The organism is Butyrivibrio sp. INlla21 (genome assembly GCF_900116875.1).
Lineage (GTDB): Bacteria > Bacillota > Clostridia > Lachnospirales > Lachnospiraceae > Butyrivibrio.
This window is the reverse complement of sequence record NZ_FPCC01000011.1, coordinates 1-25728: the sequence shown is the minus strand read 5'-3', so window position 1 is coordinate 25728 and position 25728 is coordinate 1. Positions and strand designations below refer to the sequence as shown.

The 25728-nt window shown below is 44.9% G+C and carries 22 protein-coding genes; 20 read left to right on the top strand and 2 right to left on the bottom strand.

Translation table 11 applies throughout. From position 1 onward, the window contains the following. Positions 1-60: 60 nt before the first annotated feature. A complete protein-coding gene (gene mgtE / locus BM377_RS08055) occupies positions 61-1425 on the top strand; it encodes a magnesium transporter (RefSeq protein WP_092246464.1) in 1365 nt (454 codons plus the stop codon). Between the two features lie 34 nt (positions 1426-1459). Continuing rightward, entirely contained in the window at positions 1460-3313 is a 1854-nt protein-coding gene (locus BM377_RS08050; RefSeq protein ID WP_242948125.1) for a 5'-nucleotidase C-terminal domain-containing protein, read from the top strand. A 60-nt stretch (positions 3314-3373) separates the two neighbouring features. On the opposite strand, the gene BM377_RS08045 is transcribed toward BM377_RS08050, so the two are convergent. Then, positions 3374-4417 (bottom strand): ATP-binding protein, encoded by a 1044-nt coding sequence (locus tag BM377_RS08045; RefSeq protein WP_092246461.1) that lies wholly within the window; start codon positions 4415-4417, stop codon positions 3374-3376. Between the two features lie 216 nt (positions 4418-4633). Between BM377_RS08045 and BM377_RS08040 the strand changes: the two genes are divergently transcribed. From BM377_RS08040 to BM377_RS07970, 15 genes are all read left to right on the top strand, one after another. Then, positions 4634-5488 (top strand): MerR family transcriptional regulator, encoded by an 855-nt coding sequence (locus BM377_RS08040; protein ID WP_177223832.1) that lies wholly within the window; start codon positions 4634-4636, stop codon positions 5486-5488. 135 nt (positions 5489-5623) lie between these two features. Then, the gene (locus BM377_RS08035; RefSeq protein ID WP_092246455.1) at positions 5624-6043 is read left to right on the top strand and encodes a hypothetical protein; all 420 of its coding nucleotides are present in this window, start codon (positions 5624-5626) and stop codon (positions 6041-6043) included. A gap of 125 nt (positions 6044-6168) precedes the next feature. Continuing rightward, the gene (locus BM377_RS16515; protein ID WP_092246452.1) at positions 6169-6834 is read left to right on the top strand and encodes a hypothetical protein; all 666 of its coding nucleotides are present in this window, start codon (positions 6169-6171) and stop codon (positions 6832-6834) included. A gap of 134 nt (positions 6835-6968) precedes the next feature. Then, the gene (aspS, locus tag BM377_RS08025; RefSeq protein ID WP_092246449.1) at positions 6969-8783 is read left to right on the top strand and encodes an aspartate--tRNA ligase; all 1815 of its coding nucleotides are present in this window, start codon (positions 6969-6971) and stop codon (positions 8781-8783) included. A 262-nt stretch (positions 8784-9045) separates the two neighbouring features. Then, entirely contained in the window at positions 9046-9321 is a 276-nt protein-coding gene (locus BM377_RS16735) for an AtpZ/AtpI family protein (RefSeq protein ID WP_334292991.1), read from the top strand. Between the two features lie 37 nt (positions 9322-9358). Then, positions 9359-9769, top strand: coding sequence for an ATP synthase subunit I (locus BM377_RS08015; protein WP_092246446.1), 411 nt, complete (start codon positions 9359-9361; stop codon positions 9767-9769). 10 nt (positions 9770-9779) lie between these two features. Further along, positions 9780-10550: a F0F1 ATP synthase subunit A gene (locus tag BM377_RS08010; protein WP_092246443.1), complete on the top strand. Its 771-nt coding sequence runs from the start codon at positions 9780-9782 to the stop codon at positions 10548-10550. Between the two features lie 58 nt (positions 10551-10608). Further along, entirely contained in the window at positions 10609-10890 is a 282-nt protein-coding gene (gene atpE / locus BM377_RS08005; RefSeq protein WP_092246440.1) for an ATP synthase F0 subunit C, read from the top strand. Between the two features lie 35 nt (positions 10891-10925). After that, on the top strand, positions 10926-11462 hold the full coding sequence (atpF, locus tag BM377_RS08000) for a F0F1 ATP synthase subunit B (protein ID WP_242948124.1): 537 nt from the start codon (positions 10926-10928) through the stop codon (positions 11460-11462). Between the two features lie 19 nt (positions 11463-11481). After that, entirely contained in the window at positions 11482-12021 is a 540-nt protein-coding gene (gene atpH, locus BM377_RS07995) for an ATP synthase F1 subunit delta (RefSeq protein WP_092246438.1), read from the top strand. 25 nt (positions 12022-12046) lie between these two features. Continuing rightward, complete coding sequence (atpA, locus tag BM377_RS07990; RefSeq protein ID WP_092246435.1) at positions 12047-13579, top strand: F0F1 ATP synthase subunit alpha; 1533 nt, start codon at positions 12047-12049, stop codon at positions 13577-13579. 14 nt (positions 13580-13593) lie between these two features. Next, complete coding sequence (gene atpG / locus BM377_RS07985) at positions 13594-14454, top strand: ATP synthase F1 subunit gamma (RefSeq protein WP_092246432.1); 861 nt, start codon at positions 13594-13596, stop codon at positions 14452-14454. 19 nt (positions 14455-14473) lie between these two features. Continuing rightward, positions 14474-15868 (top strand): F0F1 ATP synthase subunit beta, encoded by a 1395-nt coding sequence (gene atpD, locus BM377_RS07980; RefSeq protein ID WP_092246429.1) that lies wholly within the window; start codon positions 14474-14476, stop codon positions 15866-15868. 11 nt (positions 15869-15879) lie between these two features. Then, a complete protein-coding gene (gene atpC / locus BM377_RS07975; protein WP_092246426.1) occupies positions 15880-16296 on the top strand; it encodes an ATP synthase F1 subunit epsilon in 417 nt (138 codons plus the stop codon). Positions 16297-16437: 141 nt separating this feature from the next. Beyond that, the gene (locus tag BM377_RS07970) at positions 16438-18330 is read left to right on the top strand and encodes a sialate O-acetylesterase (RefSeq protein ID WP_092246423.1); all 1893 of its coding nucleotides are present in this window, start codon (positions 16438-16440) and stop codon (positions 18328-18330) included. 3 nt (positions 18331-18333) lie between these two features. On the opposite strand, the gene BM377_RS07965 is transcribed toward BM377_RS07970, so the two are convergent. After that, positions 18334-19227, bottom strand: coding sequence for a helix-turn-helix transcriptional regulator (locus BM377_RS07965; protein ID WP_092246420.1), 894 nt, complete (start codon positions 19225-19227; stop codon positions 18334-18336). Positions 19228-19344: 117 nt separating this feature from the next. Between BM377_RS07965 and BM377_RS07960 the strand changes: the two genes are divergently transcribed. The 3 genes from BM377_RS07960 to BM377_RS07950 all read left to right on the top strand — a co-directional run bounded on the left by BM377_RS07960 (position 19345) and on the right by BM377_RS07950 (position 25250). After that, positions 19345-21348, top strand: a complete 2004-nt coding sequence (locus BM377_RS07960) for an alpha-glucuronidase family glycosyl hydrolase (RefSeq protein ID WP_092246417.1) — start codon at positions 19345-19347, stop codon at positions 21346-21348. 162 nt (positions 21349-21510) lie between these two features. Next, entirely contained in the window at positions 21511-23631 is a 2121-nt protein-coding gene (locus BM377_RS07955) for a glycoside hydrolase family 3 C-terminal domain-containing protein (protein WP_092246414.1), read from the top strand. 140 nt (positions 23632-23771) lie between these two features. Beyond that, complete coding sequence (locus BM377_RS07950) at positions 23772-25250, top strand: L-fucose/L-arabinose isomerase family protein (RefSeq protein WP_092246625.1); 1479 nt, start codon at positions 23772-23774, stop codon at positions 25248-25250. Positions 25251-25728 lie beyond the last annotated feature (478 nt).

Below are 25728 nucleotides of genomic sequence, written 5' to 3'. Positions count from 1 at the left end.
GCAGCGATCCTGCTCCCGGTCGAAGTACCATAAAAACCGCACATAGAAAAGGAGATTACCATGGAATTACAAGAAGAGAAGACAATCGTTGAAATCTTAAAAGAGCTTCTTGAATCTAGGCAATACACCAAGCTTCGCCAGACAATCTCAGAGATGAATACAGTAGATATCGCTGCTGCAATGGGAGAGATGGAGGATGAGGATTCACTTAAAATGTTCAGAATCCTTCCCAAGGACATGGCTGCCGACGTATTTGCCGATCTGGAGCTGGATGATCAGCAATATATCATTCGTTCACTGTCAGATCGAGAGGCTTCCACAATCGTTGACAATCTAATGGCCGATGACGCTACCGACCTTTTGGAGGAGATGCCGGCCAATGTAGTTAAGCGCATACTTGCCAACGCAAGTCCCGAGACACGCGCTGATATCAATCACCTTCTGCAGTATCCTGAGGACTCTGCCGGAAGTATCATGACCGTGGAGTATGTTGATCTGCGCGAAGATATGTCCGTCACAGATGCGATCAACAGAATACGGCAAAAGGGCGTTGATTCCGAGACAATCAATATCTGCTACGTTGTTACCAAGCAAAAGATACTTGTCGGAACCGTAGCGCTCAGATATTTGCTCATCATGAAACCCGATGACGTGATCGGTGACATCATGAACACCAATGTCATCAGCATCAATACGATGACCGACCAGGAAGAAGCTGCGAGAATGTTCCAGAAATACGGCTTCACCGCCATGCCCGTTGTAGACAACGAATCACGTATGGTCGGAATCATCACTATCGATGACGTTGTGGACATCTTGGAAGAAGAGGCTACCGAGGATATCGAGAAGATGGCCGCTATCGTGCCGTCTGACAAGCCTTATCCCAAGGTTGGTATTTTTGAGACTTACAAGAGCAGAATGCCGTGGCTTCTGTTCCTCATGGTCAGTGCTACATTTACCGGTGCGATCATCACTAAGTTTGAAGATGCACTTTCCGCATACGTAATACTTACCGCATATATTCCCATGCTTATGGATACAGGCGGTAATGCGGGTTCGCAGGCAAGCGTTTCTATCATTCGTAGTCTTTCGTTAAAAGAGATTGAGTTTGCGAATCTTTTTAAGATCATATGGAAAGAAATAAGAGTTGCCGTGCTATGCGGTCTTACGCTGGCAGCAGCTAATTTCCTTAAATTGATATTTCTTGACAGACTCACCGTTTCGGTTGCGGCAGTCATTTGTCTGACACTGCTTATGGTTGTTGTCATTGCTAAGCTCATAGGCTGTTGCTTGCCGATGATCACATCCAAGCTCGGCTTTGACCCTGCTGTTATGGCGAGTCCCATGATCACAACGATCGTTGATGCGCTTTCGCTCCTTGCGTATTTCAATATCGCAACGAGGCTGCTGCATCTGAATATATAAAACGCTTATTTTATAAAGGGAAGGAGAAATGATAATGAAAAAAGTTTTATCAAGTGTTATTGCGTTAAGTATGGCTCTGTTTCTGGCTGTGGGATGCGCGGCCGGCGGTAGTGCGCCGAAGGATGAGGATAACGGAGCGGCAAATGCTGCAGACAGTGCCTCCGTGGAAGCAAGCTTAGATCAGACGGGAGCCGGCGCGGAGACCAAAACCCTCAGAATAATCGGAACAAGTGACCTTCACGGAAAGTTCCTGCCTTGGGATTATGCCCTTAACGCCGAAGATACTTCAGGTAGTGTAGCTCAGCTTTCTACAGCATTAAAAGAGTATCGTACGGATGACACCTTGCTTTTTGACGCAGGTGACACTATTCAGGACAATTATTCCGATATCTTTGTCGGAGAAGATGACGTACATCCTATGATACAGGCGATAAATGCCCTTAAATATGATGTCTGGACGGTCGGAAACCATGAGTTCAACTACGGCATGGACGTTGTAAAAAAGACCATCGGAGATCTGGAATGCGCTACGCTTGGCGGCAATGTTTATGATGAAAACGGAGAGCCGATTGCGGACGGATACACCATCATTGAGAAGAACGGAATAAGAGTAGCCGTAATCGGAATGGTTACTCCCAACATTACACGTTGGGACAGTGTAAACCTTGCCGATTGCATGGTTACCGATCCGCTTGAGGAGACACGCAAGATAATCGACAGTATTAAAGGACAGTATGATGTTCTTGTCGGCGTATATCATATGGGAATCGATGACGAGTACGATGTTCCCAATTCCGGAGTTGAGGATATTTTAAAGGAGTGTCCCGAATTTGATGTTATGCTTGCATCTCATGCACACGCATTGGTTGAAGGCGAGACGATAAACGGTACGCTCGTTGTTATGAACACAGAGATGGCGAAGACCTTCTCTGTTATTGATCTTACGCTTGAGAAGAATGGCGACGGTTACAAGGTTGCCGATAAGACATCAAAGAGTGTTGAGACCAAAGATTATGAAGCAGATCCCGAGCTCGTTGAACTCCTTAGTAAATATGATGAGCAGGCCAAGAATGATGCAAACAGTGTTATAGGAAAGCTTGTCGGAGATCAGCTTTCTCCCGTCAATGAGATTGAAGAGATTCCTACAGCGCAGATAGAAGACACTGCTCTTATCGATCTTATAAATGATGTTCAGCTTCATTATACGGGAGCCAAAGTTTCAGCTGCAGCGCTGTTTACAGCTGGCGCCAACATGTATCCCGGAGATATCAAGAAGTGCGATACGGCTCTTATTTACAAATATACCAATACACTTTACAAGCTGCACATGACAGGAGCGCAGCTCAAGAAATACATGGAGTGGTCGGCGAAGTATTTTAACACCTTTAAACCCGGCGACCTCACAATTTCTTTTAACCCCGATGTTCGCGCTTACAATTTCGATATGTTTGCGGGTGTAAACTACGAGATCAACATTTCGAAAGAACCCGGCAGCAGGATTGAGAATCTTACATGGCCTGACGGTACACCCGTCCGCGACGACGATGAGTTTGATATCGCAGTAAACAACTACAGAGCTTCATCTCACCTTCTCACACCCGGAGAGGTTTATGAGGAAGGCGAGGAACTTCCTAAGCTTGTAGAGATCGATGTCAAAGGCGATATCGGCGGAGTTCGAGAGCTGATCGGTGACTATATAACCAACGTAAAGAAAGGCCAGATCAAACCCGAGTGCGATGATAACTGGAAGATCACAGGTTATGAATGGGATAAGGATTTAAGAGAGAAAGCTGTCACGCAGCTTAAGAATAAGGAGATCGAAATCCCTTGCTCAGAGGACGGCAGAACACCTAACGTAAAGGCAATCACGGAAAAAGATCTTAAATAAAAATCATAAACAAAATTTATGCCCCTTACCTGAAAGCAATTCAGGCAAGGGGCAATGTTTTTATTGAGGCTGATTTTTTACAAAGATATCAAATCTTGGAAGCGTGTATTTGATGATACCGTGAGTCGACACATCTATTAGACCCTTGTCTCTGAGTCTTTCTCTGTACTGTGAAAACTCATTTTTCTTCTGGGCAGATATTTCTAAAAGTTCGGAAACGGGCATATCTTCTTTTTGTACTATGAAAGACATAAACCACTTGTCTTTCTGTGAAAGCTCGGACCACATTTTTTTGTAGACGTAGTGGCTGAGTGCTTCATCAAATTTAAGCAGAACGGAATTGTTTAATTCGTGCTTTTTGTCATCCCAGACATACTTTCCCATTGCCTGATACGCAAAAGGATAACCCTTGGTAATCACAGCCATATCCATTGCTTTTTCATAAGATATGCCAAATACCTTAGAATATCTGTCTGCGATCAGCGTCAGATTAAGAGGCTCCATTTCATATTGCGTCGCTCTGTACAAGAACGTAAGATTCTTTTCGTTTTTGAGATCGTGTATGTTCTCATACAATCCTGCCATTAGCAAGAAGATGGGGAGATCTTCTCTTATCAATATCTGAAAGCTGCTGGCAAATTCTCTCATATATTCAGTATTGGAGACTTCGTCTATTGTAACGAGAAGTCTTTTTTTCTTTTTCTTGATTTCTTTTAGTATTCTCTCAAGCGCAGATTCGATGTCGGCTACGGGCGGCTTAGAGCTTACGGTCACACCGATTCCGAATTTTGACAGATTGATGCTTGTATCAATGAATTTGGTTATGAATTCTTTGCTGTCATATAACTTCGCGACAAGTCCTTCAAGCATGTTTCTCTCAGAATTGAGTCTTATAATGATCCAATCCTCGAACGTGGAAATTTCTTTTTCTATGGAAGTCATTGTAACAGTCTTTCCGCTTCCTCTTGTACCTGTAAGCATAAAGCAGTTATTCTGCGCGTTCTCCGCTGTAAGCTCCTGTACAATTTCATCTATGAGAATTTCTCTGCTGATGTATTGAGTTGGGACTTTTCCGAAGTTGAGTACAAATGGATTTCGTTCCATGGCGTCCTCCTATATACTTTTGTGTTGCTTATATACTTCTATATACTTTTTATAGTCTTATATACTTTTATATACTTCTATATACTTTTAATTTAATTATATACTTCTATATACTTTCGTCAAATGCAGATTTTTTTAAGGATTTTGCTGTGTTATAATTTTCTTGACCTTGACGTAGCGTCAAGCTTTAAACTTAATCTAAAAGGAGGCTTGACCATGAAGACAGTAAAAGAAGTTGCTAAGATAGCAGGGCTATCGGAGAGAGCCCTAAGACACTATGACAATATAGGGCTTCTCGTCCCGAAGAAAAGAAGCGACGCCGGCTATAGATTATATGACGACGAAGATTTAAAGAGGCTGCGCGCCATAGCTTTTCTGAAAGAAATGGAGATCCCGCTTTCTGAGATAAAAGAAATCCTGGACGCCGGAAAATGTGATTACAACAGCATTCTGAGGGCTCAAAAAGAAAAGCTGGTTCGTAAAGTCAATAAGCTGAACGGCTTGATAAGAGTGATTGATGGACTTGATTCGGAAGGGAAGAATATAAGCTTTGAACCTTTTACAGAAGATGAAGCCAAGACGGTATCGGACATTCTGATAAAAGAGGCTAAAGAAAAAGAAGCTGAGATCAAGAAGGTTACAAGTAAGCCTGTAAAAAAAGAAGATATTGCAGAGATGAAAAAGACTGTGGAGACCAATCTCACGAAAGGAGAGATCGGGGAAGATATTCTTCGAATGTATGGAAGTAAAGAAAACTACTTAAAAGCCCTTAAAGAAATAGATTCCATGACGCCCGAGGAACATAAGGCATTGGAAGAAGAACTTAAGGAAATCTATCACTCTTTTGCCAAACTTCCGAAGGATCAGACAAAACGTCATAAACTTGTGCAGAGACTTGAAGACAATACGAATAAAATGTATCACATGAGTAATGCCCGATCCATGCTGATCGCGGGCGCAAGATCATATATAAGTGATGCTAAAGTCGCAGGAGTTATAGATTCACTCTATGGAGAAGGCGTTGCTCAAAATGTAGGAAAAGCTGTGCTAGAATATTACGGGGAAGGCTGAACGATAAGCTGTCCTTTTTATGACCCACCTAAAATTATAAGCTTGTGTTGTAAGGTAGATAACTACCCGACAGCACAAGCTTTTTTCATTGGGGAGAAAGAGCTCGTGTAGAGGGAAGTATTTTGGAGGTGTGATATGACAAGGGCACTTATGACTGCGGCTAGCTTATATAACGATCAGAGATTTTTATCAAAGAGTGAGCTTAGGATTTATAAGAACAAGTTAAGAAGACAGAAGATAGTAAGAAGACAGCGCCTTGCGCTGGGACTTATCGCGGCGCTTGTGGTATTTGCGATAATCTTTTTTGCCATGACGATAACACTTAATGCCAAGGTGGATAATAGTGATATTCTCTACAAATACTATAAGCAAATCTCTGTTACTGCCGGTGATTCGCTTTGGAGTATAGCGTCTGCCAACATCTCATATGAGAATTATGACAGTATAGATGACTATATCGCCGAAGTCTGCAGTATCAATCATATCGAGGAAGGCGGCATGGTTACTGCGGGAGAAGACATAATAATCCCTTACTACTCCAAAGAATTCAGATAAATTCGGGCAAAATTAATAAAAAATCTTGCAATTCACTCATGAATATCTATCTTTTTGACGATAATAAGTATATAATTATGTTGTGGGAATTTCCCTATTTATGAGAGTATTGTGGAGGTGGGCTTATGAGAACAAAGTATATAATAGCTTTTCTGGCTGCTTGTCTTATGCTATGCTGCGTAGGATTTGCTTTTTGCGCCAGAAAGAAATGTCCGGATACGAAGTATGAAGAGCCGGGACTTGACCTTAAGCCTGTAATTTACTTATATCCCGAAGAAGACGGAACAGAGGTAGAGGTAAGTCTTAACTATGACGGTAATCTCAATGAACTTATTCCTGAGTTTAGTTCTGAGAATAAGTGGGAAGTGGTTGCCGACAAGGACGGTACGATCACTTATGACGGACAGACATACGATTATCTTTTCTGGGAAGGAGATCCCAATTACGAGTATGATTTCTTCTCAGGCTTCTGTGTTAAGGGATCTGATACCGAGAGCTTCCTTAATGACAAGCTTCACGAGATGGGACTTAATGATGCTGAGACCGCTGAGTTCATTGAGTTCTGGCTTCCCAGAATGGAAGGCAATGAATATAACGTTATCAGTTTCCAGGGCGATACATACAAGAAGGGAGCAAAGCTTAGCATTTCTCCTCAGCCCGATAATCTTATCCGTGTATTCATGGCGTGGTATCCTTCCGATAAATATGTAAAGATCAATCCTCAGTCCATACAAGAGGGCAGCAGAGACGGATTCACCGTTGTGGAATGGGGCGGCAACAAGGTTAAATAATAATAAGGTAAATACACTTGCAACTAATGCAATGATGTTCTAAAATGTTGTGCGTGGTATTGGATTTTTTCCGATACCGCGCATTTTAAATTGCGAAAACATCAATATTTTTAATCAGAAATGGAGTAATACACATGATGCAATCACGTACACATAACTGTGGTGAGCTTCGTATCGGCGATGCCGGCAAGAGCGTTACGCTTGTCGGATGGCTTGAGAATATGAGAGAAGTAGGAAGCGGACTCGGATTCGTCGTACTTCGTGATTTCTACGGCACAACACAGATCGTTCTTGAGACTGAGGAGATGGTTAAGACAGCCAAGGCTATCAACAAAGAGTCTACAATTTCCGTTAAGGGTGTAGTAAGAGAGCGTAGCTCTAAGAACCCCAAGCAGGAAACCGGAGACATCGAGGTCGTTCCCGAGTCTATCGAGATTCTCGGTCGTTGCAGATACAATGAGCTTCCTTTTGAGATCAATCACTCAAGAGAGGCTGATGAGACTGCTCGTCTTAAGTACAGATACCTTGACCTTCGTAATCCCGAGGTTAAAAAGAACATCATCCTTAGATGTAACGTAATTGCAGCTCTTCGTCAGTCAATGACGGAGCATGGTTTCTTGGAAATCACAACTCCCATACTTACAGCATCTTCACCCGAGGGCGCAAGAGACTACCTTGTTCCTGCGAGAAAGCATCCCGGCAAGTTCTATGCACTTCCTCAGGCACCTCAGCAGTTCAAGCAGCTTCTCATGACAGCAGGCTTTGACCGCTACTTCCAGATTGCACCTTGTTTCCGTGATGAGGACGCAAGAGGCGACAGAAGCCCCGGAGAGTTCTATCAGCTTGACATGGAGATGGCATTTGCTTCTCAGGAAGATGTATTTGCAGTTATCGAGGATGTACTTCCTCCCATTTTTGCTAAGTACGGTAACTATGACCGCGCTTCAGGTGCACCTTTCATGCGTATTCCTTACCTCGAGGCAATGGAGAAGTACGGAACGGATAAGCCCGATCTCAGAATCGACCTCACAGTACAGGATGTTACAGAGCAGCTTGCAGACTGTGGCTTCGGACCTTTTGCCAAGACCGCAGAGGACGGAAGCGCTACAGATGTAAGGATCAAGGCTGTAGTTATATCTGATTTCAAAGAGAGCAGAAAGTTTATCGATAAGACAATAAGCGATGTTGAGGTTCAGTCAGGAAACAAGGCTTATTGGTTCAGAATAGATGAGAACAACGAGCTTGTAGGCGGTATCTCCAAGTTTGTTGCTCCTATCAAGGACGCAGTTGTTTCAGCACTTAATCTTAAGGCTGGCGACCTTGTTGTTCTTTCAAGCGGCAAGCTCGGCGCTGCACAGAAGACTGCAGGTGTTATCGTTAAGACCTTTGGCGCTGCTGTTCCCGGACATATGGATAAAGAGCAGTACACATTCTGCTGGATCGTTGATTTCCCTATGTACGAGATTGGCGAGGAATCAGGCGAGCTTGAGTTCTGCCACAATCCTTTCTCAATGCCCAGCGGCGGTCTTGAGACACTTCTCAAGGCTGAGAGAGGCGAGATCGATCCTCTTTCAATTACAGCGGATCAGTACGACCTTGTATGTAACGGCGTAGAGCTTTCATCAGGTGCCGTTCGTAACCACGATCCCGAGATCATGATCAAGGCATTTGAGATGGTAAGACTTGGCGAAGATGACGTTAAGGCCAAGTTCCCCGCTATGTACAATGCGTTCTGCTACGGAGCACCTCCGCACGCAGGAATCGCTCCCGGTGTAGACCGTATGGTTATGCTCCTTGCAGGAGAGGACTCTATCAGAGAGATCATTCCTTTCCCTATGAACAAGAACGCTCAGGACGTTATGATGGGTGCTCCCGGATTCGTTACAGACAAGCAGCTTGAGGAGCTTCATATCAAGACTACTGCCGTAGAAGAGCCTCAGGAAGACTGAGAACAAGTCGTACTACATGGCTTTAGCCCGCTAGGTATGGCGATTTATACGAAATATAACGGTAAAATTTTGTAAAATATATATAAACACAGAAGTCGGATGTCGCGAAATCCAGTATTTACGCGGTATCCGACTTTTTTGTATCAAGTGAGTAAAAATTGCGATAACGATTCGTTTTATTGAGAAATGCGCGTAAATAAGTTAAGATATAAGGTAGGATTGTATCGAATTTTACTAAAAAAGGAGCGTAGACAGAATTTAGATGCAAATGAAGCGAATGTCTGAAATATTTGGTCAATTAGCTATGATCGGGCAATTGGGATTATCCCTGATAATGCCGCTTCTTATGTGTCTGTTTGCGTGTTATCTATTATGCTCCAAGCTATCAGTGGGAGCGTGGGTTTATATACCGGGATTTATATTGGGGCTTGGAGGTTCTATGACGACTGCCTATAAGGTATATCTGGCAGTTCTTAACAAAGAATCTAAAAAGAAATCAAGAAACAAAAACGAAATATCGTTTAATAAACATATTTGAGTTTTGAACTAAGACTAAAGACAGGGGAGAATCAGGCATGAAGTTACAGTCTGCAGTTAAAAAAGAGACGGGGATAGTTGCGGCATGGACGGCTGTAGGTATTCTCATCATGATCGTTGTGTTTTTCGTTTTGCACATGGTTATACCCGATTGGGCACCATTTGATATAAAAGTTATCCTTGGAGCGATCGGCGGTTTTGCCGTTGCTGTCGGAAATTTCTTTTGGATGGCGGTAACCGTGCAAAAGGTGGCATCAATTACTGACGATGCGAAGGCTAGGAGCACAATGGGAGTGAGCTACAGATATAGGACACTGCTTCAGTTTCTGTGGATCATTCTTGCAATTGTGATACCGGTCATCAATCCGGTATCGGGGATACTTCCCCTTTTCATTCCTAGCTTGATGATAAAACTACGCGGTTTATTATCTGCGGGGAAAGGAGGTTGAAGACGAAGATATGAGTAATGATTTCTCGGTTGTCGGCCCCAAAATATATGCGACGATCCATACGGGAATTCCCATTCTCGGAGACATCAACATCACTGAGACACTGGTTGTAAGCTGGATCGTAATGGCAATAATCACAGGCCTGTGCATATTCCTTACAAGGGATCTGAGGACTGAGAACATATCAAAGAGACAGGCATTCGCCGAAATGCTTGTCGAGATGGCTAACAACTTCGTTCGTAACAACACCGGCGGAAACAAGTTTGATAAGCTGATCCCGTTTGTGGCGGCACTGTTTGTCACAAGTGTGGTGTCAAATCTTATCAGCCTTACGGGACTAAGAAGTCCAACGGCGGATCTTTCGACAGAAGCGGCATGGGCAGTGGTCGTATTTATCATGATCACAGCCACCAAGATAAAAACGAACGGCGTCGGCGGATATTTAAAGGGATTCACAACACCTATTGCGGTAATGACACCTTTTAATATTCTTTCCGAACTTGCGACACCGGTCAGCATGGCTTGCCGTCACTTCGGAAATATCCTTTCCGGCGTAGTTATCGATGGCCTTATCTATTGGGCTTTGGGACTTGCATCGGCAGCGCTCTTCGGACTAATTCCCGGAGCTGTAGGCAAATTCCTTTCCAATATCCCTATCTTGGGAGTAGGTGTCCCGGCCATCACGGGCGTGTACTTTGATTGGTTCTCAGGATGCATGCAGGCATTCATCTTCTGTATGTTGACGGTAATGTATATCGCCAATGCAGCGGAAGAAGGCTAAAAACAAATAAAAAATATTAAGAACAAAAACAAATTGTTTTCTAGGAGGACAAATAATTATGGGTGATTTTCAGTTATTAGCTAGAGGTATAGCACTTGCAGGATGCGGAATCGGTGCAGGATGTGCACTTATCGCAGGTATCGGACCCGGTATTGGTGAAGGAACTGCTGTTTCTAAGGCTCTTGAAGCAATCGGACGTCAGCCTGAGTGCAAAGGTGATGTAACAAGTACAATGCTTCTTGGTTGTGCCGTTGCAGAGACAACCGGTATCTACGGATTCGTTACAGGACTTCTGCTTATCTTCGTAGCACCCGGAATGTTCATGAACTATCTGCAGTAATAAAGGATTCGTATTCGATATAGAGGAGAACATATATGCAATTACAGGCGCTTATGATGTTCACTGCGGAAGCTAAGAATACGCAGGAACTGGTAACACTGGTTCCCTGGACCTTTATAGCACAGATAATAAATCTTTTCATTCAGATGTATCTGATCAAGAGATTTCTTTTCAAACCTATCAATAACATACTTGAGAAGAGAAAAGAGCTTGCGGATAAAGAGATCAGGGAAGCAAGAGAGGCCAAAGAAGAAGCCGATTCTCTGAAAGACCAATACGAGAGCAGCTTGACCAACGCACATGCCGAGGCGGCTCAGATAGTTTCCGAAGCACAGAAGGAAGCACAGAGCAAGGCAGATGCCATGGTAAAAGAGGCTCAGCAGGAAGCTTCGGATATCAAAGCCAGAGCTGCTGCGGATATTGAGCAGGAGAAGAAGAAGGCTATCAACGAGGCCAAAGATGAAATCGGCGGACTTGCAATGGATATTGCAGGTAAGGTTGTAGAAAAAGAGATCAATGAGGCAGACCACAAGAAGCTTATCGATGACTTCATAAGCAAGGTGGGAGCTTAATCAAAGAAAAGAGGTAATCATGAGTAAAGCTGGAGATCTTTATGGGCAGAGCCTGTATGATCTGGCAGCCGAAGAGAACCTTACGGATGAAATACTGGGAGAAATGGAGATCATAAGGGATCTTTTCAAAGAAAATCCCGATTATATCACTCTCCTCTCGGAACCTTCCGTTCCCAAGAAAGAAAGATTGCAGCTTGTTGATGAAGCTTTTAAAGACGGATGTCAGGAATACCTTCTTAACTTCATCAAGATCCTTATAGAAAAAGATCTTTTGCGTGAGTTTTCTGCTTGTCAGAAGAGATTCAGAAGGAGCTACAATGAGGAACACGGTATCGCAGATGCCCTTGTTACCACAGCAGTAGCGCTGGGAGACGCGCAGCTTGAGCAGCTTAAAGCAAAGCTCGAGAAGATAAGCGGCAAGAAAGTACTTCTTTCACAGAAGGTTGACCCCGGAGTTCTTGGAGGAGTCCGCGTCGATCTTGAAGGACAGCTCTTTGACGGAACGGTCAAAGGCAGGTTATCCGAGATACAGAGACGTGTCGACGAGACAGTTATATAAAGAAAAATAAACGTCGGAGGATAATATGGAACTGAAACCAGAAAAAATATCCGAGGTCATTCGAAGCCAGATAAAGAATTATCAGAACGCAATAATCCAGAACGAGACCGGAACGGTTCTCACAGTCGGTGACGGTATTGCCAGAGTCAGCGGCCTTTTGAACTGTATGTCCGGAGAGCTTTTGGAGTTTGAAAACGGTACATTCGGAATGGCCCAGAACCTCGAAGAAACAGTAGTATCTGCGGTTTTGTTCGGAGAAGATGTAGGAATCAGCGAAGGACAGACCGTTAAGCGTACAGGAAGAGTCGTATCTGTTCCTGTAGGTGAGAAGATGATCGGACGTGTCGTTAATGCTATCGGACAGCCTATCGACGGTGCAGGCCCGATCGAATCATCGGAATACAGACCTGTGGAGTCACCCGCTCCCGGTATCATTGCAAGACAGCCCGTTAAAGAGCCTCTTCAGACAGGTATCAAGGCTATCGATTCAATGATTCCCATCGGAAGAGGTCAGCGTGAGCTTATCATCGGTGACAGACAGACAGGTAAAACAACAATAGCTATAGATACTATCCTTAACCAGAAGGGCAAGGATGTTATCTGTATTTATGTTGCCATCGGACAGAAACGTTCGACAGTAACGGCGCTGGTTGAGGACCTTAAGAAGGGCGGCGCAATGGACTACACAATCGTAGTTGCCGCTACAGCTTCTGAGCCCAGCCCGCTGCAGTACATTTCACCTTACACAGGTTGTGCAATGGGTGAGTATTTTATGAATAAAGGTAAGCACGTGCTTTGCATCTACGACGATCTTTCCAAGCACGCCGTAGCATACCGTGCACTTTCACTTTTGATCAGAAGACCCCCCGGACGTGAGGCTTATCCCGGAGACGTTTTCTACCTCCACTCAAGACTTCTTGAGAGAGCTGCCAAGCTTTCCGATGAGAACGGAGGAGGATCACTTACCGCACTTCCCATCATCGAGACACAGGCGGGCGACGTTTCGGCGTACATCCCGACCAACGTTATCTCTATCACAGATGGACAGATATTCCTTGAGACAGAGCTCTTCCACTCGGGAATCATGCCGGCCGTTAACCCCGGTATCTCGGTATCCCGAGTTGGTGGTAACGCTCAGATCAAGGCAATGAAGAAGGTTGCGGGTACACTTAAACTCGTATATTCACAGTATCGAGAACTTCAGAGCTTTGCTCAGTTCGGTTCCGACCTTGACGAAGACACCAAGGCGCGTCTTGCACAAGGTGAGCGTATCGTTGAGGTGCTCAAGCAGGACAAGAACAAACCCGTTCCCGTTGAGAAACAGGTTGCTATCCTCTACGCCGTTGTAAACAACATCCTTATAAAGGTTGAGGCAACGGACGTTGCAGAGTACGAGGAAGGCCTTTACGAATTCCTTGACAACGATCCTTCCGGAATCGCAGCTATGCGCGACATTCGCGAGACAGGTAAGCTCGAGGAAGAAACAGAGAAAAAGTTAAAAGACGCATTGAACGCATACACAGACAACTTCTTAAAGAAAAAAGCGAGTGCGAATTAATAGGAGGATAAAAAATGGCCGGAAGTATGAAAGCTGTTAAACTCCGAATCAAGAGCGTTCAAAGCACTATGCAGATAACCAAGGCGATGCAGCTCGTCGCTGCATCAAAGCTCCGCAAGGCAAAAGAAAAGGCGGATCTATCCAAACCTTATCTTGAGACCACACTTGCAACACTTACAGACATCGCAAACGGTAATACTGATTTCAGATCACCGTATACCCAGAGCGGTAAGAGCGATAAATGGCTGTACGTTGTAATTGCGGGTGACAGAGGACTTGCGGGCGGCTACAACTCCAACTTATTTAAGTTCATGGAGTCGGAGACCAAGGACAGAGGTGAATACACCGTCCTTCCCATCGGTAAGAAATCCGTTGAATATTTCAAGCACAGAAAAGTGTCTCTATTCACGGAAGAATACGCCGAGGTAGCCAAGATAACAATCTCCGATTGTTTCCAGATAGCCAAGCTTATCTGCGACGCATACAGAAACGGCGAGTTCGGACATATTTATCTGTGCTACACCGATTTTGTATCGATGCTTTCTCAGGTTCCTACCGCATCATCGCTTCTTCCTCTTTCCGATCTTAAATCGGAAGAAAAGACAGACGATGGCAAGGCTAAAGATCTGATACTGTATGAACCGGACAGTGAGACTGTGTTCAACGCTATTGTTCCGGAATATCTGGCGGGAATCATGTATTCCAGTATCAGCATTTCTTATGCGAGTGAGCTTGCTGCCAGAAGAACGGCGATGGAAGCCGCTACAGATAACGCGGAAGAAATGATAGATACCTTGAGTCTGTACTACAACAGAGCACGTCAGGCAAGCATCACGCAGGAGATCACGGAGATCGTTGCAGGTGCATCATTTTAAATAATTAAGGAGTTTAACAATGAGTGAAAATCATGTTGGAAAGGTAATACAGGTTACAGGCCCTGTACTCGACATCCGATTCAAAGAGGGTGAACTTCCCGATCTTCACAATGCTATAGAGATCATGATTGATGATCACAAGCTGGTTGCGGAGGTTGCTCAGCAGATCGGAGATGACGTAGTACGTTGCGTAGCCATGAGCTCAACAGACGGACTTGTTCGTGGTGTTGACGCTGTTGATACCGGAAGCTCTATCACCGTTCCCGTTGGTGAAGAGTGTCTTGGTAGAATCTTCAACCTTCTCGGAGACCCCGTTGATAACGGTCCTGCTCCTCAGACAGCAGAGAGATGGCCTATTCATAGACCCGCTCCCGCTTACGAAGATCAGGTTCCCGCTACTGAGATCTTTGAGACAGGTATCAAGGTCGTTGACCTTATCTGCCCTTACGCTAAGGGCGGTAAGATCGGTCTTTTCGGCGGTGCCGGAGTAGGTAAGACCGTTCTTATCATGGAGCTTATCAATAACGTTGCTACAGCACACGGTGGACTTTCCGTATTCACAGGTGTTGGAGAGCGTACCCGTGAAGGAAACGACCTTTACGGAGAAATGAAAGAATCCGGAGTTATCAATAAGACAGCTCTGGTTTACGGACAGATGAACGAGCCACCCGGAGCCAGAATGAGAGTTGGTCTTTCCGGACTTACGATGGCTGAGTATTTCCGTGATGTTAAAAATCAGGACGTGCTTCTTTTCATCGATAATATTTTCCGTTTCACACAGGCAGGTTCAGAGGTTTCAGCACTTCTCGGACGTATGCCTTCAGCCGTAGGTTATCAGCCCACACTTGCTACCGAGATGGGTGCGCTCCAGGAGCGTATCACATCAACCAAGAAGGGCTCCATCACATCGGTTCAGGCCGTATACGTTCCTGCCGATGACCTTACCGACCCGGCTCCCGCTACAACATTCACACACCTTGATGCTACAACGGTTCTTTCCCGTGACATCGCATCCAAGGGTATTTATCCCGCTGTTGATCCTCTTGATTCAACAAGCCGTATCCTCTCACCCGATATCGTCGGAAAAGAGCACTACGAAGTTGCCAAGGGAGTACAGCAGGTGCTTCAGAGATATCGTGAACTTCAGGATATCATTGCCATCATGGGTATGGACGAGCTTTCAGAAGAAGATAAGCTCACCGTATACAGAGCACGTAAGGTTCAGAATTTCCTGTCACAGAGCTTCTCCGTTGCGGAGCAGTTCACAGGACTTCCCGGAAAGTACGTTCCTCTTAAGGAGACAATCCGTGGATTCAAGATGATCCTTGACGGCGAGTGCGATGATCTTCCCGAGAGTGCATTCCTTCTCGTTGGAACTATCGACGAAGTATTTGAGAAAGCTAAGAAGCAGTAAGGGGGATCTGTATGTCCACTTCTTATCATTTACAGGTTGTATCCCTGGACGGCCTTGAATATGAAGGTGAAGTTCAAAAGATATTGCTACGTACGATAGACGGTGACGTCGAGATACTTGCTCGTCACACCAACTACTGTACGGCTATCGGAATGGGCACAGCCAAAGTCGTCACAGCAGATGGCGAAGAGAGAAAAGCCGCCTGTATCGGCGGAATGCTTTCTGTTATGAACGGAGAAGTCAGAGTTCTTCCCACAACTTGGGAGTGGAGCGAAGACATTGATATCGAGCGTGCCAAAGCTGCCAAAGCCAAAGCAGAGGAGATGCTTGAGAACGAGATCCTTGATAAGGAAGCCAGAGTAAGAGCGGAAGCCAAGCTCTACAGAGCGCTTGTCAGGATCGGTTCCTCCGGACATAATCAGGAATAAATCAAAATATCGCTTTGAATGCTAAAATGATATACTATCTTGCGTAATAGCAAAATATAGCATGATTTTAGCAATATGTACGCGGTAAAATAAGAATAGCAATGGTTATAATCAAATCATTAAGAGGATAGGAGATTAGCCATGGCTAGACTTATTTTACCGCGTTTGTTGTCTGACGGATGCGTATTACAAAGAAGAAAAAGCATACATATCTGGGGTTGGGACACTCCCGGCGTCAGGGTAACGGCAAAGCTTGACGGAGTGGTCGGAAATGTTGAAACCTCCGATAACGGACGATTTGACATTTACCTTCCCGCAAGAGAAGGCGGCGGACCCTATGATCTTACGGTTTCCGACAGTGAGGGGGACAGCATCACTGTTAAGGACGTGATGATAGGTATAGTCTGGTTTTGCTCGGGACAGTCCAACATGGAATTTCCCGGTGCCAGAGTTGCGGATAAATATCCGTTTCTTCGAACTATAGAAGACGAAGACATGATCCGTACCTTTAAGATTATAGAAGAGACAAGTTTTTCCGGGCCTTACGAAGAGCACAACACGGGAAGCTGGGTGTCCGTAAACAAAGACACCATCATGAGCTTTTCTATAGTAGCTTACTTTTTTGCCAAGGAATTAAGAGCTATGACTCATCAGGCTGTCGGCCTTATCAATGCTTCACTCGGCGGATCGAGGATCCAGTCGTGGATGAGCAGGCAGATGCTTGAAGGCTACGATGAGCTTATCGCCGAGACCGACAAATATAACGACGCTGCTTTCAGAAATGAGAGAGCCAAGTGGAACGAAGACAAGACCAATAAATGGATAAACGATCTATATAACAAGGATCTCGGAATACAGAATTCTTGGGAAAAAGAGAACACGGATGACTCTGACTGGGATGAACTTTCGGTTCCCACCATGTTTACCGGAACTCCTTTGGAAGGACACGTTGGAAGTGTCTGGTTTAGAAAGAAATTCGATCTGCCAAAAGAGCTTGCGGGTAAGAGTGCGCGTCTTTTCCTCGGAACAATGGTTGATTCCGATGAGACATACATTAACGGTGAAAAAGTCGGAGTAACCGAATATCAGTATCCTCCGAGAAAATATGATATCAGAGAAGGACTTACAAGACAGAAGGACAACACGCTTGTCGTGCGTCTTAAGATCGAGCTTGGACTTGGAAGGATAACTCCCGGTGCGATCAAGGAGTATAAGATCTTTAACGAAGATGCGTCCGCAGAGCTTGACGGAATCTGGAAGTACAAGATCGGTGCAACCTGCGACAAGATGCCGCCTACTGATTTTATCAACTGGAATTCTTCGGGACTGTACAATGCAATGACAGCGCCTTGCCATAATTTCCCTGTAGACGGAATCATCTGGTATCAGGGTGAAAGTAATGTTGGTCAGCCCTGGGACTACGCAGATCTGACAGAGAAAATGATACGCGGTTACAGGAAATTATGGAAAGAAGATAACCTTCCGTTCATCGCGGTTCAGCTTCCTAACTTTGTGATCGACTTGACTGAGGAAGAGAATTGGGGCGAGTTTAGACTTGTGCAGAACAAGATCCTGGATATACCTTCAACCGGACTTGTCGTTACTATGGGACTTGGAGAAGACAACGACCTTCATCCCGTGACCAAGAAGCCTGTGGGGGAGAGACTTGCTCTTTGGGCAGGACATCTTAAATACGGCTACATCGGAGAATACTGCGGACCTATGGCTGCTTCAATTAAGAAGGTACAGGATGAAAAGGCAGCTGTACTGGTAGAACTTGAGCATGCACAGGAACTAAAAGTTTCGGATGAAGGAAAAGGAACCGAGATACGAGATTTCTTTTTCGTAGATAAAGACGGTGAGCTTCACGAAGCGGATGCTGAAATAAAAGAGGGCAGCATCGTTGTACGCAGCAAGGATGATGTTAAGAATGCAGTCGCTCTTCGCTGGTGCTGTGAAAACACCTATAGAGGCGGACTCATTGTTAACGCCATCGGCATACCGATGTGCCCGTTTGAACTTCCTATTGAATAAAGATCAGGTGGCGGGAGTAAAGTCTGCTCCCGTCCTGTAAAGCTTTCTAAACTCAGTGGGTGAACATTTGTTGATCTCTTTAAACACCCTGTTGAAGGTTGAAAGACTAAAGAAACCGGATTGAAGCGCGATATCCATGACCGAGAGATCCGTATCGCCGAGGAGCTCCTGAGCCATCATTACTCTTCGCTTGGTTATGTATTGATAACAGGAGATACCCATGTAGTTCTTAAAGAGTCTTTCAAAGTGGAACTTGGAAAAGCCTGCGAGCTCAGCCAGCTGCTCAACCGTAAGATCGTCGGATCTGTGTGAGTCGATGTAATTGGTAACCGCTACAAGCTTATCGATATTCTTGCGCTGAGGATCGGCGGTGTTTTTCGCAAGATTTGTGTCGCCTAAGTGCATGCTTCCAATCTGCGCAAGTATTAAAGTAACAAGTGAGTAAACTGAGATCTGAAGGAATTCATCTCGCTGGCCGTAGAGTCTGTCGATCTCCCAGAAGTAATTCTGGAGACGAGCCGTCTCAACGGGAAATTCTTCCTGCTTGATATGTACATAAGCAGGCATTGCTTTAAGAAGCGGAACAAGAGATGAAACCTGAGAGTATCCGCCGATGTCGAAGAGGAGAATAAGCTTTTCTCCGCCATCTGACTCGGAAAGATATTCATGAAGTGTTCCGGGAGCAACCATTACGATGTCTCCGGGCACACAATTTATCACTGTTGATTTATCGTTGTGAAATTTGACGCGAAGCGTTCCCGACAAAAGCAGGATGAGCTCGATCTCATTGTGCCAATGGGTCGGATACTCGCTCAGAGTGTTGTGATATAACAGCACACCTTTTTGCGTATCGTAATAGATATCTTCGCGGGATTGTTCGTTGATATCATGTATCATACGAGGATACTCCTTGCGTGTAAACTACTGTAAATTACAGAAGTATTTTACCATATAACACTCAAAATAGTAGCTAGATATTTTCGTAAATTTTCGTAAACTGAAAGGATTTTTTTGATGGAAAAAAAGAAGTGGTCAGATCTTTGGCTTTCATATGACAGGATTAACGAGCTTGGCGGCACGCGGGCTCTGATAATTGAAGGATTTGACGCCGAAAACAGGATCATAAAAAGTGCGGCAAAAGAGCTGGAAAGGGGCCTTAAGGGGCTTGTCGGAACAGAGCTTGTGGCAGCAGGCGCTTCTTCGAATGCTGATTCGGCAAAAGAGATCTCTTTTTTCAGAGAATCATCTGTCGCAAAAGAAGGCTATGAGATCGCCGGCACGGATAGCGAGATTACTGTAAAGGCAAGCGATGAAAACGGAATCCTTTACGGAGTATTTGCGCTTCTTAGAAAAATTGCTATGGGTGTTTCTGTTGAAAGTGTTAATGAGAAATCTTCTCCGTCTAATCCGCTTCGAATGATTAATCACTGGGACAACATGGACGGAAGCATAGAGAGAGGCTATTCCGGAGAATCATTCTTTTTTGAAAACGACGACATAATCATTAATGACAGAACTGTCGATTACGCAAGGTTTATGGCGAGTATCGGGATCAACGCGATCGCAATAAACAACGTCAATGTAAAAGGCGCAGCGACGTATCTTATAACCGACAGATTTTTTGACAAGGTAAAAGAGCTGCAGGATATATTTGCGGATTACGGAATAAAGCTGTATCTAACGATAAACTTCGCTTCTCCCATCGAGATCGGAGGGCTTGAGACCTGCGATCCTCTTGATGAGACAGTCATTTCCTGGTGGAAAGACAAGGCAAAAGAAGTATTTGAAAAGCTCCCCGGTATCGGAGGCTTCCTTGTAAAAGCAGATTCCGAGGGAAGACCCGGACCTTTTACATACGGAAGAACGCAGGCTGACGGAGCAAACATGCTTGCGGATGCCGTAGAGCCTTTTGGAGGAATCATCATCTGGAGATGCTTTGTCTACAACTGTACTCAGGACTGGAGAGATTATAAGACCGACAGAGCAAGAGCGGGCTATGACTATTTCAAAGAGTTTGACGGAGCGTATCGCGACAACGTTATCCTTCAGATAAAGAACGGACCCATGGACTTCCAGGTAAGAGAGCCTGTATCTCCGCTTCTTGGAGGACTTACAAAGACCAATCAGATGCTTGAGGTTCAGCTTGCGCAGGAATACACCGGACACCAGATAGATCTCTTTTACCTTATTCCGTGGTTTAAGGAAGTATTGGGCTTCCATACTTATTGCAAAGAAGGTTGTGATACGGTTGCCGACATCATAAGCGGTAAGACGATGGGTAATAAGAACGCCGGATTTGCAGCTGTTATTAATACGGGTAATGACTATAACTGGACAGGCAACGATCTTGCCGCAGCCAATCTCTACGGCTTTGGAAGACTTGCTTATGACATGAGTCTTTCGGCTGAAGATATAGCAAGAGAGTGGGTTCGCCTTACTTACGCATCTTCAAGGGATAAAAAATCCGAGGACGTGCTTGTGGGTATGCTCCTTGATTCGGGAGATATTTACGAGAAGTATACGGCACCTCTCGGAATCGGCTGGATGGTGACACCTAATACGCACTACGGACCGAGCGTTGACGGATATGAATATTCAAGATGGGGAACCTATCACAGAGCCGATCATCATGCGATAGGCGTTGACAGAAGCGATAAGGGAACGGGATATGCGCAGCAGTATTATAAGAAGAATGCGGATATGTATAACGATCCCGATACCTGTCCCGAGGAGCTGCTTCTTTTCTTCCATAGAATACCTTATACCTACAAGCTAAAGAGCGGACAGACTCTTATTCAGTACATCTACGATTCGCATTTTGAAGGGGCATGTCAGGCAAAAGAGCTGATGGAAAAATGGGGATCGTTAAAAGATGCGGTGCCGAAAGACGTATATGAGAGAGTGATGGAGAGGTTCAGACTTCAGGTCGAGAATGCCAATGAGTGGAGAGATCAGATCAACTCATATTTCTATAGGAAGAGCGGCATTCCCGATGAGAAGGGAAGAAAGATATATTAAATCATCGGTTTGGAGCGGGCATTTTGTTCGCTCCTTTCTTTCGCATAATTCAAGATGTAAAAAGCATTAAATGATAGGAATAGTGTTCTGATCATCAGTACAATGTTTATACATGTAATCTGAATCGTATTAGGAATATCAACATAATTAAGAGGTGGATTAATGAACAGAACAGAGGCAAGAAAAAGAGCAAAAGAGCTCGTGGCGAAGATGACCGTTGAGGAGAAGGCGTCTCAGCTTCGTTATGATGCCCCCGCGATCGAAAGATTGGGTATTCCGGCTTATAATTGGTGGAATGAGGCGCTTCACGGCGTTGCAAGAGCCGGCACGGCAACAATGTTCCCGCAGGCTATCGGTATTGCTGCTGCTTTTGATGAGGAGATGATGAAGGATATCGGAGATATCATCGCCCTCGAAGGAAGAGCTAAGTACAATGAGCAGTCCAAGCGTGGCGACAGAGATATTTATAAAGGACTTACATTCTGGGCTCCCAATGTAAATATATTCAGAGATCCCAGATGGGGAAGAGGACATGAGACATACGGAGAGGATCCTTTCCTTACAAGTACTCTTGCAGTTCCTTTTATCAAGGGAATCCAGGGAGACGGAGAGTACATGAAGGCAGCAGCTTGTGCTAAGCACTTTGCTGTACACTCAGGTCCCGAAGCTGACAGGCATCATTTCAATGCCAAGGCTACTCCCAAGGATATGGAAGAGACATATCTTCCTGCGTTTGAGGCGTGTGTCAAGGATGCTGATGTAGAAGCAGTTATGGGTGCTTACAACAGAACAAATGACGAGCCTTGCTGCGCAAACAAGCCCCTTATGGTAGACCTTCTTAGAGGTAAGTGGGGATTCCAGGGACATTTCGTTTCCGACTGCTGGGCAGTAAGAGACTTCCATGAGAATCACAAGGTTACAGAGACTCCCGAGGAGTCAGTAAAGCTTGCACTTGATATGGGATGCGACCTTAACTGCGGATGTACATATCAGAAGCTCATGAATGCATATAGAGCAGGACTTATTGATGAGAAAGTTATCACAGAGTCTTGCGAGAGATTGTTTACAACAAGATTCCTTCTTGGAATGTTTGATAAGACAGAGATGGATGAGATCCCGTTCACTGTTGTTGAGAGCAAGGAACACCTTGAAGTGGCTCACAAGGCTGCCAAGGAGAGTATCGTACTTCTCAAGAACGACGGCATACTTCCTCTTGATAAGAACAAGATTAAGACTATCGGCGTAGTTGGCCCCAACGCAGATTCAAGAGTGGCACTTATCGGTAACTACCACGGAACATCTTCAAGATACATCACTGTTCTTGAGGGTATCCAGGATAAAGTTGGCGATGATGTAAGAGTTCTTTACTCAGAGGGTAGCCACCTTTGGAAGGCCAATGCCAGCGCTCTGTCAGATCCTAATGGTTCAGACAGGATCGCAGAGGCACAGACTGTTGCCGAGTATTCAGATGTGGTTGTAGTGGTAGTTGGTCTCGATGAGACACTCGAAGGTGAAGAGGGAGATACAGGAAACCAGTTTGCATCAGGAGATAAGATTAATCTCAATCTTCCTATGCCTCAGAGACTTCTCATCAACTCAGTACTTGAGATGAAGAAACCTACTATCGTTATCAATATGTCAGGTAGTGCCATCAACCTTTCTAAGGCTGAGAATGAAGCTAATGCCGTTGTTCAGGCTTGGTATCCCGGCGCACTTGGCGGCAAGGATGTTGCAGATATCCTCTTCGGTGATGTTTCACCTTCAGGAAAACTTCCTGTGACATTCTACTATTCTTCTGAAGAGCTTCCTGATTTCAAGGATTACTCCATGAAGAACAGAACATACAGATACTTTGAGGGAACACCTCTCTATCCTTTCGGCTACGGTCTTACATACGGCGATGTAGTATGCAAAGATATCGATGTAGCTGTTAAGAAAGCTTCAGACGGAACATTGGAAGGTGCTGAAGTAACCGTTACAGTTGCTAACGAAGGCAAGGTTGCAACAGATGACGTAGTTCAGCTTTACATCAAGGACAAGGAATACGAGCTTGCTATTCCCAATGCATGTCTGTGCGGATTTAAGAGAGTACACCTTGAGGCAGGCGCTTCTGAGAAGATCACTATCTTTGTAAAAGACAGAGCATTTACATCCGTAGACAACGACGGAAACAGAAAGATCTTTTCCAAGAAGTTCGATATTTTTGCCGGAACTATGCAGCCTGATGAGAGATCCAAAGAACTCACAGGAAAGACATGTGTAAAGGCGGAAATTCAGATTTAATGCCACGGACATAAGTGGTATAATGTCATGTATACATGGCAAGATGTTTAATTAGTTCTTTAGAGAGTTTGGCAACTCTTGATATAAAGAAGGACAAGAAAGGTATAGCGCAAAAAACGCGCAAAGAAAGGGGATTTTTTATGATAAACATACCTGAAGTAAAAATTGGTCTTGTTGCTGTAAGCCGTGACTGCTTCCCTGCATCACTTGCAGTAAACAGAAGAAAAGCATTGGTAGAAGCTTACAAGAAGAACTACAACGATAAGGACGTATATGAGTGTCCTATCTGCATCATTGAGAGCGAGATCGACATGGTTAATGCTCTTGAGGATATCAAGAAGGCAGGATGTAACGCTCTTTGCGTATATCTTGGAAACTTCGGACCTGAGATATCAGAGACACTTCTTGCTAAGCACTTTGATGGACCTATCATGTTCTGTGCTGCAGCTGAGGAGTCACAGAATGATCTTATCGACGGAAGAGGAGATGCTTACTGCGGAATGCTTAACGCAAGCTACAACCTCCACCTTCGTAATGTAAAGGCATATATTCCTGAGTATCCTGTTGGAACAGCAGAGGGATGCGCTAAGATGATCAACGAGTTCGTTCCTATCGCAAGAGCGATCGCAGGTCTTCGTGATCTTAAGATCATCAGCTTTGGTCCCAGACCTATGAACTTCCTTGCTTGTAACGCACCTATTCAGCAGATCTACAACCTTGGTGCAGAGATTGAAGAGAACTCAGAGCTTGATCTTTTCGAGAGCTTCAACAAGCATGCAGGCGACAAGAGAATTCCTGATGTTGTTAAGGACATGGAGAAGGATCTTGGCGCAGGTAACAAGAAGCCTGAAATCCTTGAGAAGCTTGCTCAGTATGAGCTTACACTTCTTGACTGGGTTGAGGAGCACAGAGGTTACAAGAAGTATGTAGCTATTGCCGGTAAGTGCTGGCCTGCATTCCAGACACAGTTCGGATTCGTTCCTTGCTACGTTAACTCAAGACTTACAGGACGCGGAATTCCTGTATCATGTGAGGTAGATATCTACGGAGCAATCAGTGAGTTCATCGGAACATGCGTAAGTAACGATTCAGTTACTCTCCTTGATATCAACAACTCAGTACCTGAGGATATGTACAACGAGAGCATCAAGGGCAAGTTCGATTACAAGCACACAGATACATTCATGGGATTCCACTGCGGAAATACTTGCACAGGCAAGCTTTCAAGCTGCGAGATGAAGTTCCAGAGAATCATGGCTAGAAACCTTCCTGAGGAAGTTACACAGGGAACACTTGAGGGTGACATCGTACCCGGAGATATCACATTCTTCAGACTTCAGAGCACATCTGACAACCACCTTCGCACATACGTTGCACAGGGTGAGGTTCTTCCTGTTGCTACTAAGTCATTCGGCGGTATCGGTGTATTCGCTATTCCTGAGATGGGCAGATTCTATAGACACGTTCTTATCGAGGGCAACTTCCCTCACCACGGTGCTGTAGCATTCGGTCACTTCGGAAAGGCTCTCTATGAGGTATTTAAGTACATCGGAGCAGAGACAATCGGCTACAACCAGCCGGCATCTCTTCCTTACCCTACAGAGAACCCTTTCGCTTAATGAGGATTCTGCCGTGAGAACGGTACAATATTAAATATTCCAATTAACCTAATTAACCAATTAACCATAAAAAAGGGGTCACGCCCAGATTATTTAATCATCTGGGTGTGACCCCTTTTCTGTAGTGCGCCTAGCGGCGCACGTTTCCAACGGGTTAAAGTCCCGAATTCGCCCGGTAGTGGGAAGGATATAGCCGAAGGCAAGGGTGTCCATCGCGAGGTGGAATCTGAAGGAAGCTGGATGTGAGGAACATACTAACTCACGGGCAAATCTCTGGTCTGACGAACAGAAATCTCATATGAGGTCATGCATGAGGGTAAGGCTACTGCACAAGTCGAAACCCCATAACTACACGGAATCATGCATGATAGATGAGGCAGATGGATGGAGAGGAAGAAACGTGTGGTACCTAGGGAGGTCTGCGTGAAATGCTCTGAAAGGAGTAACCACCGTACAAGGAAACGAGGCGGTGCTGAAC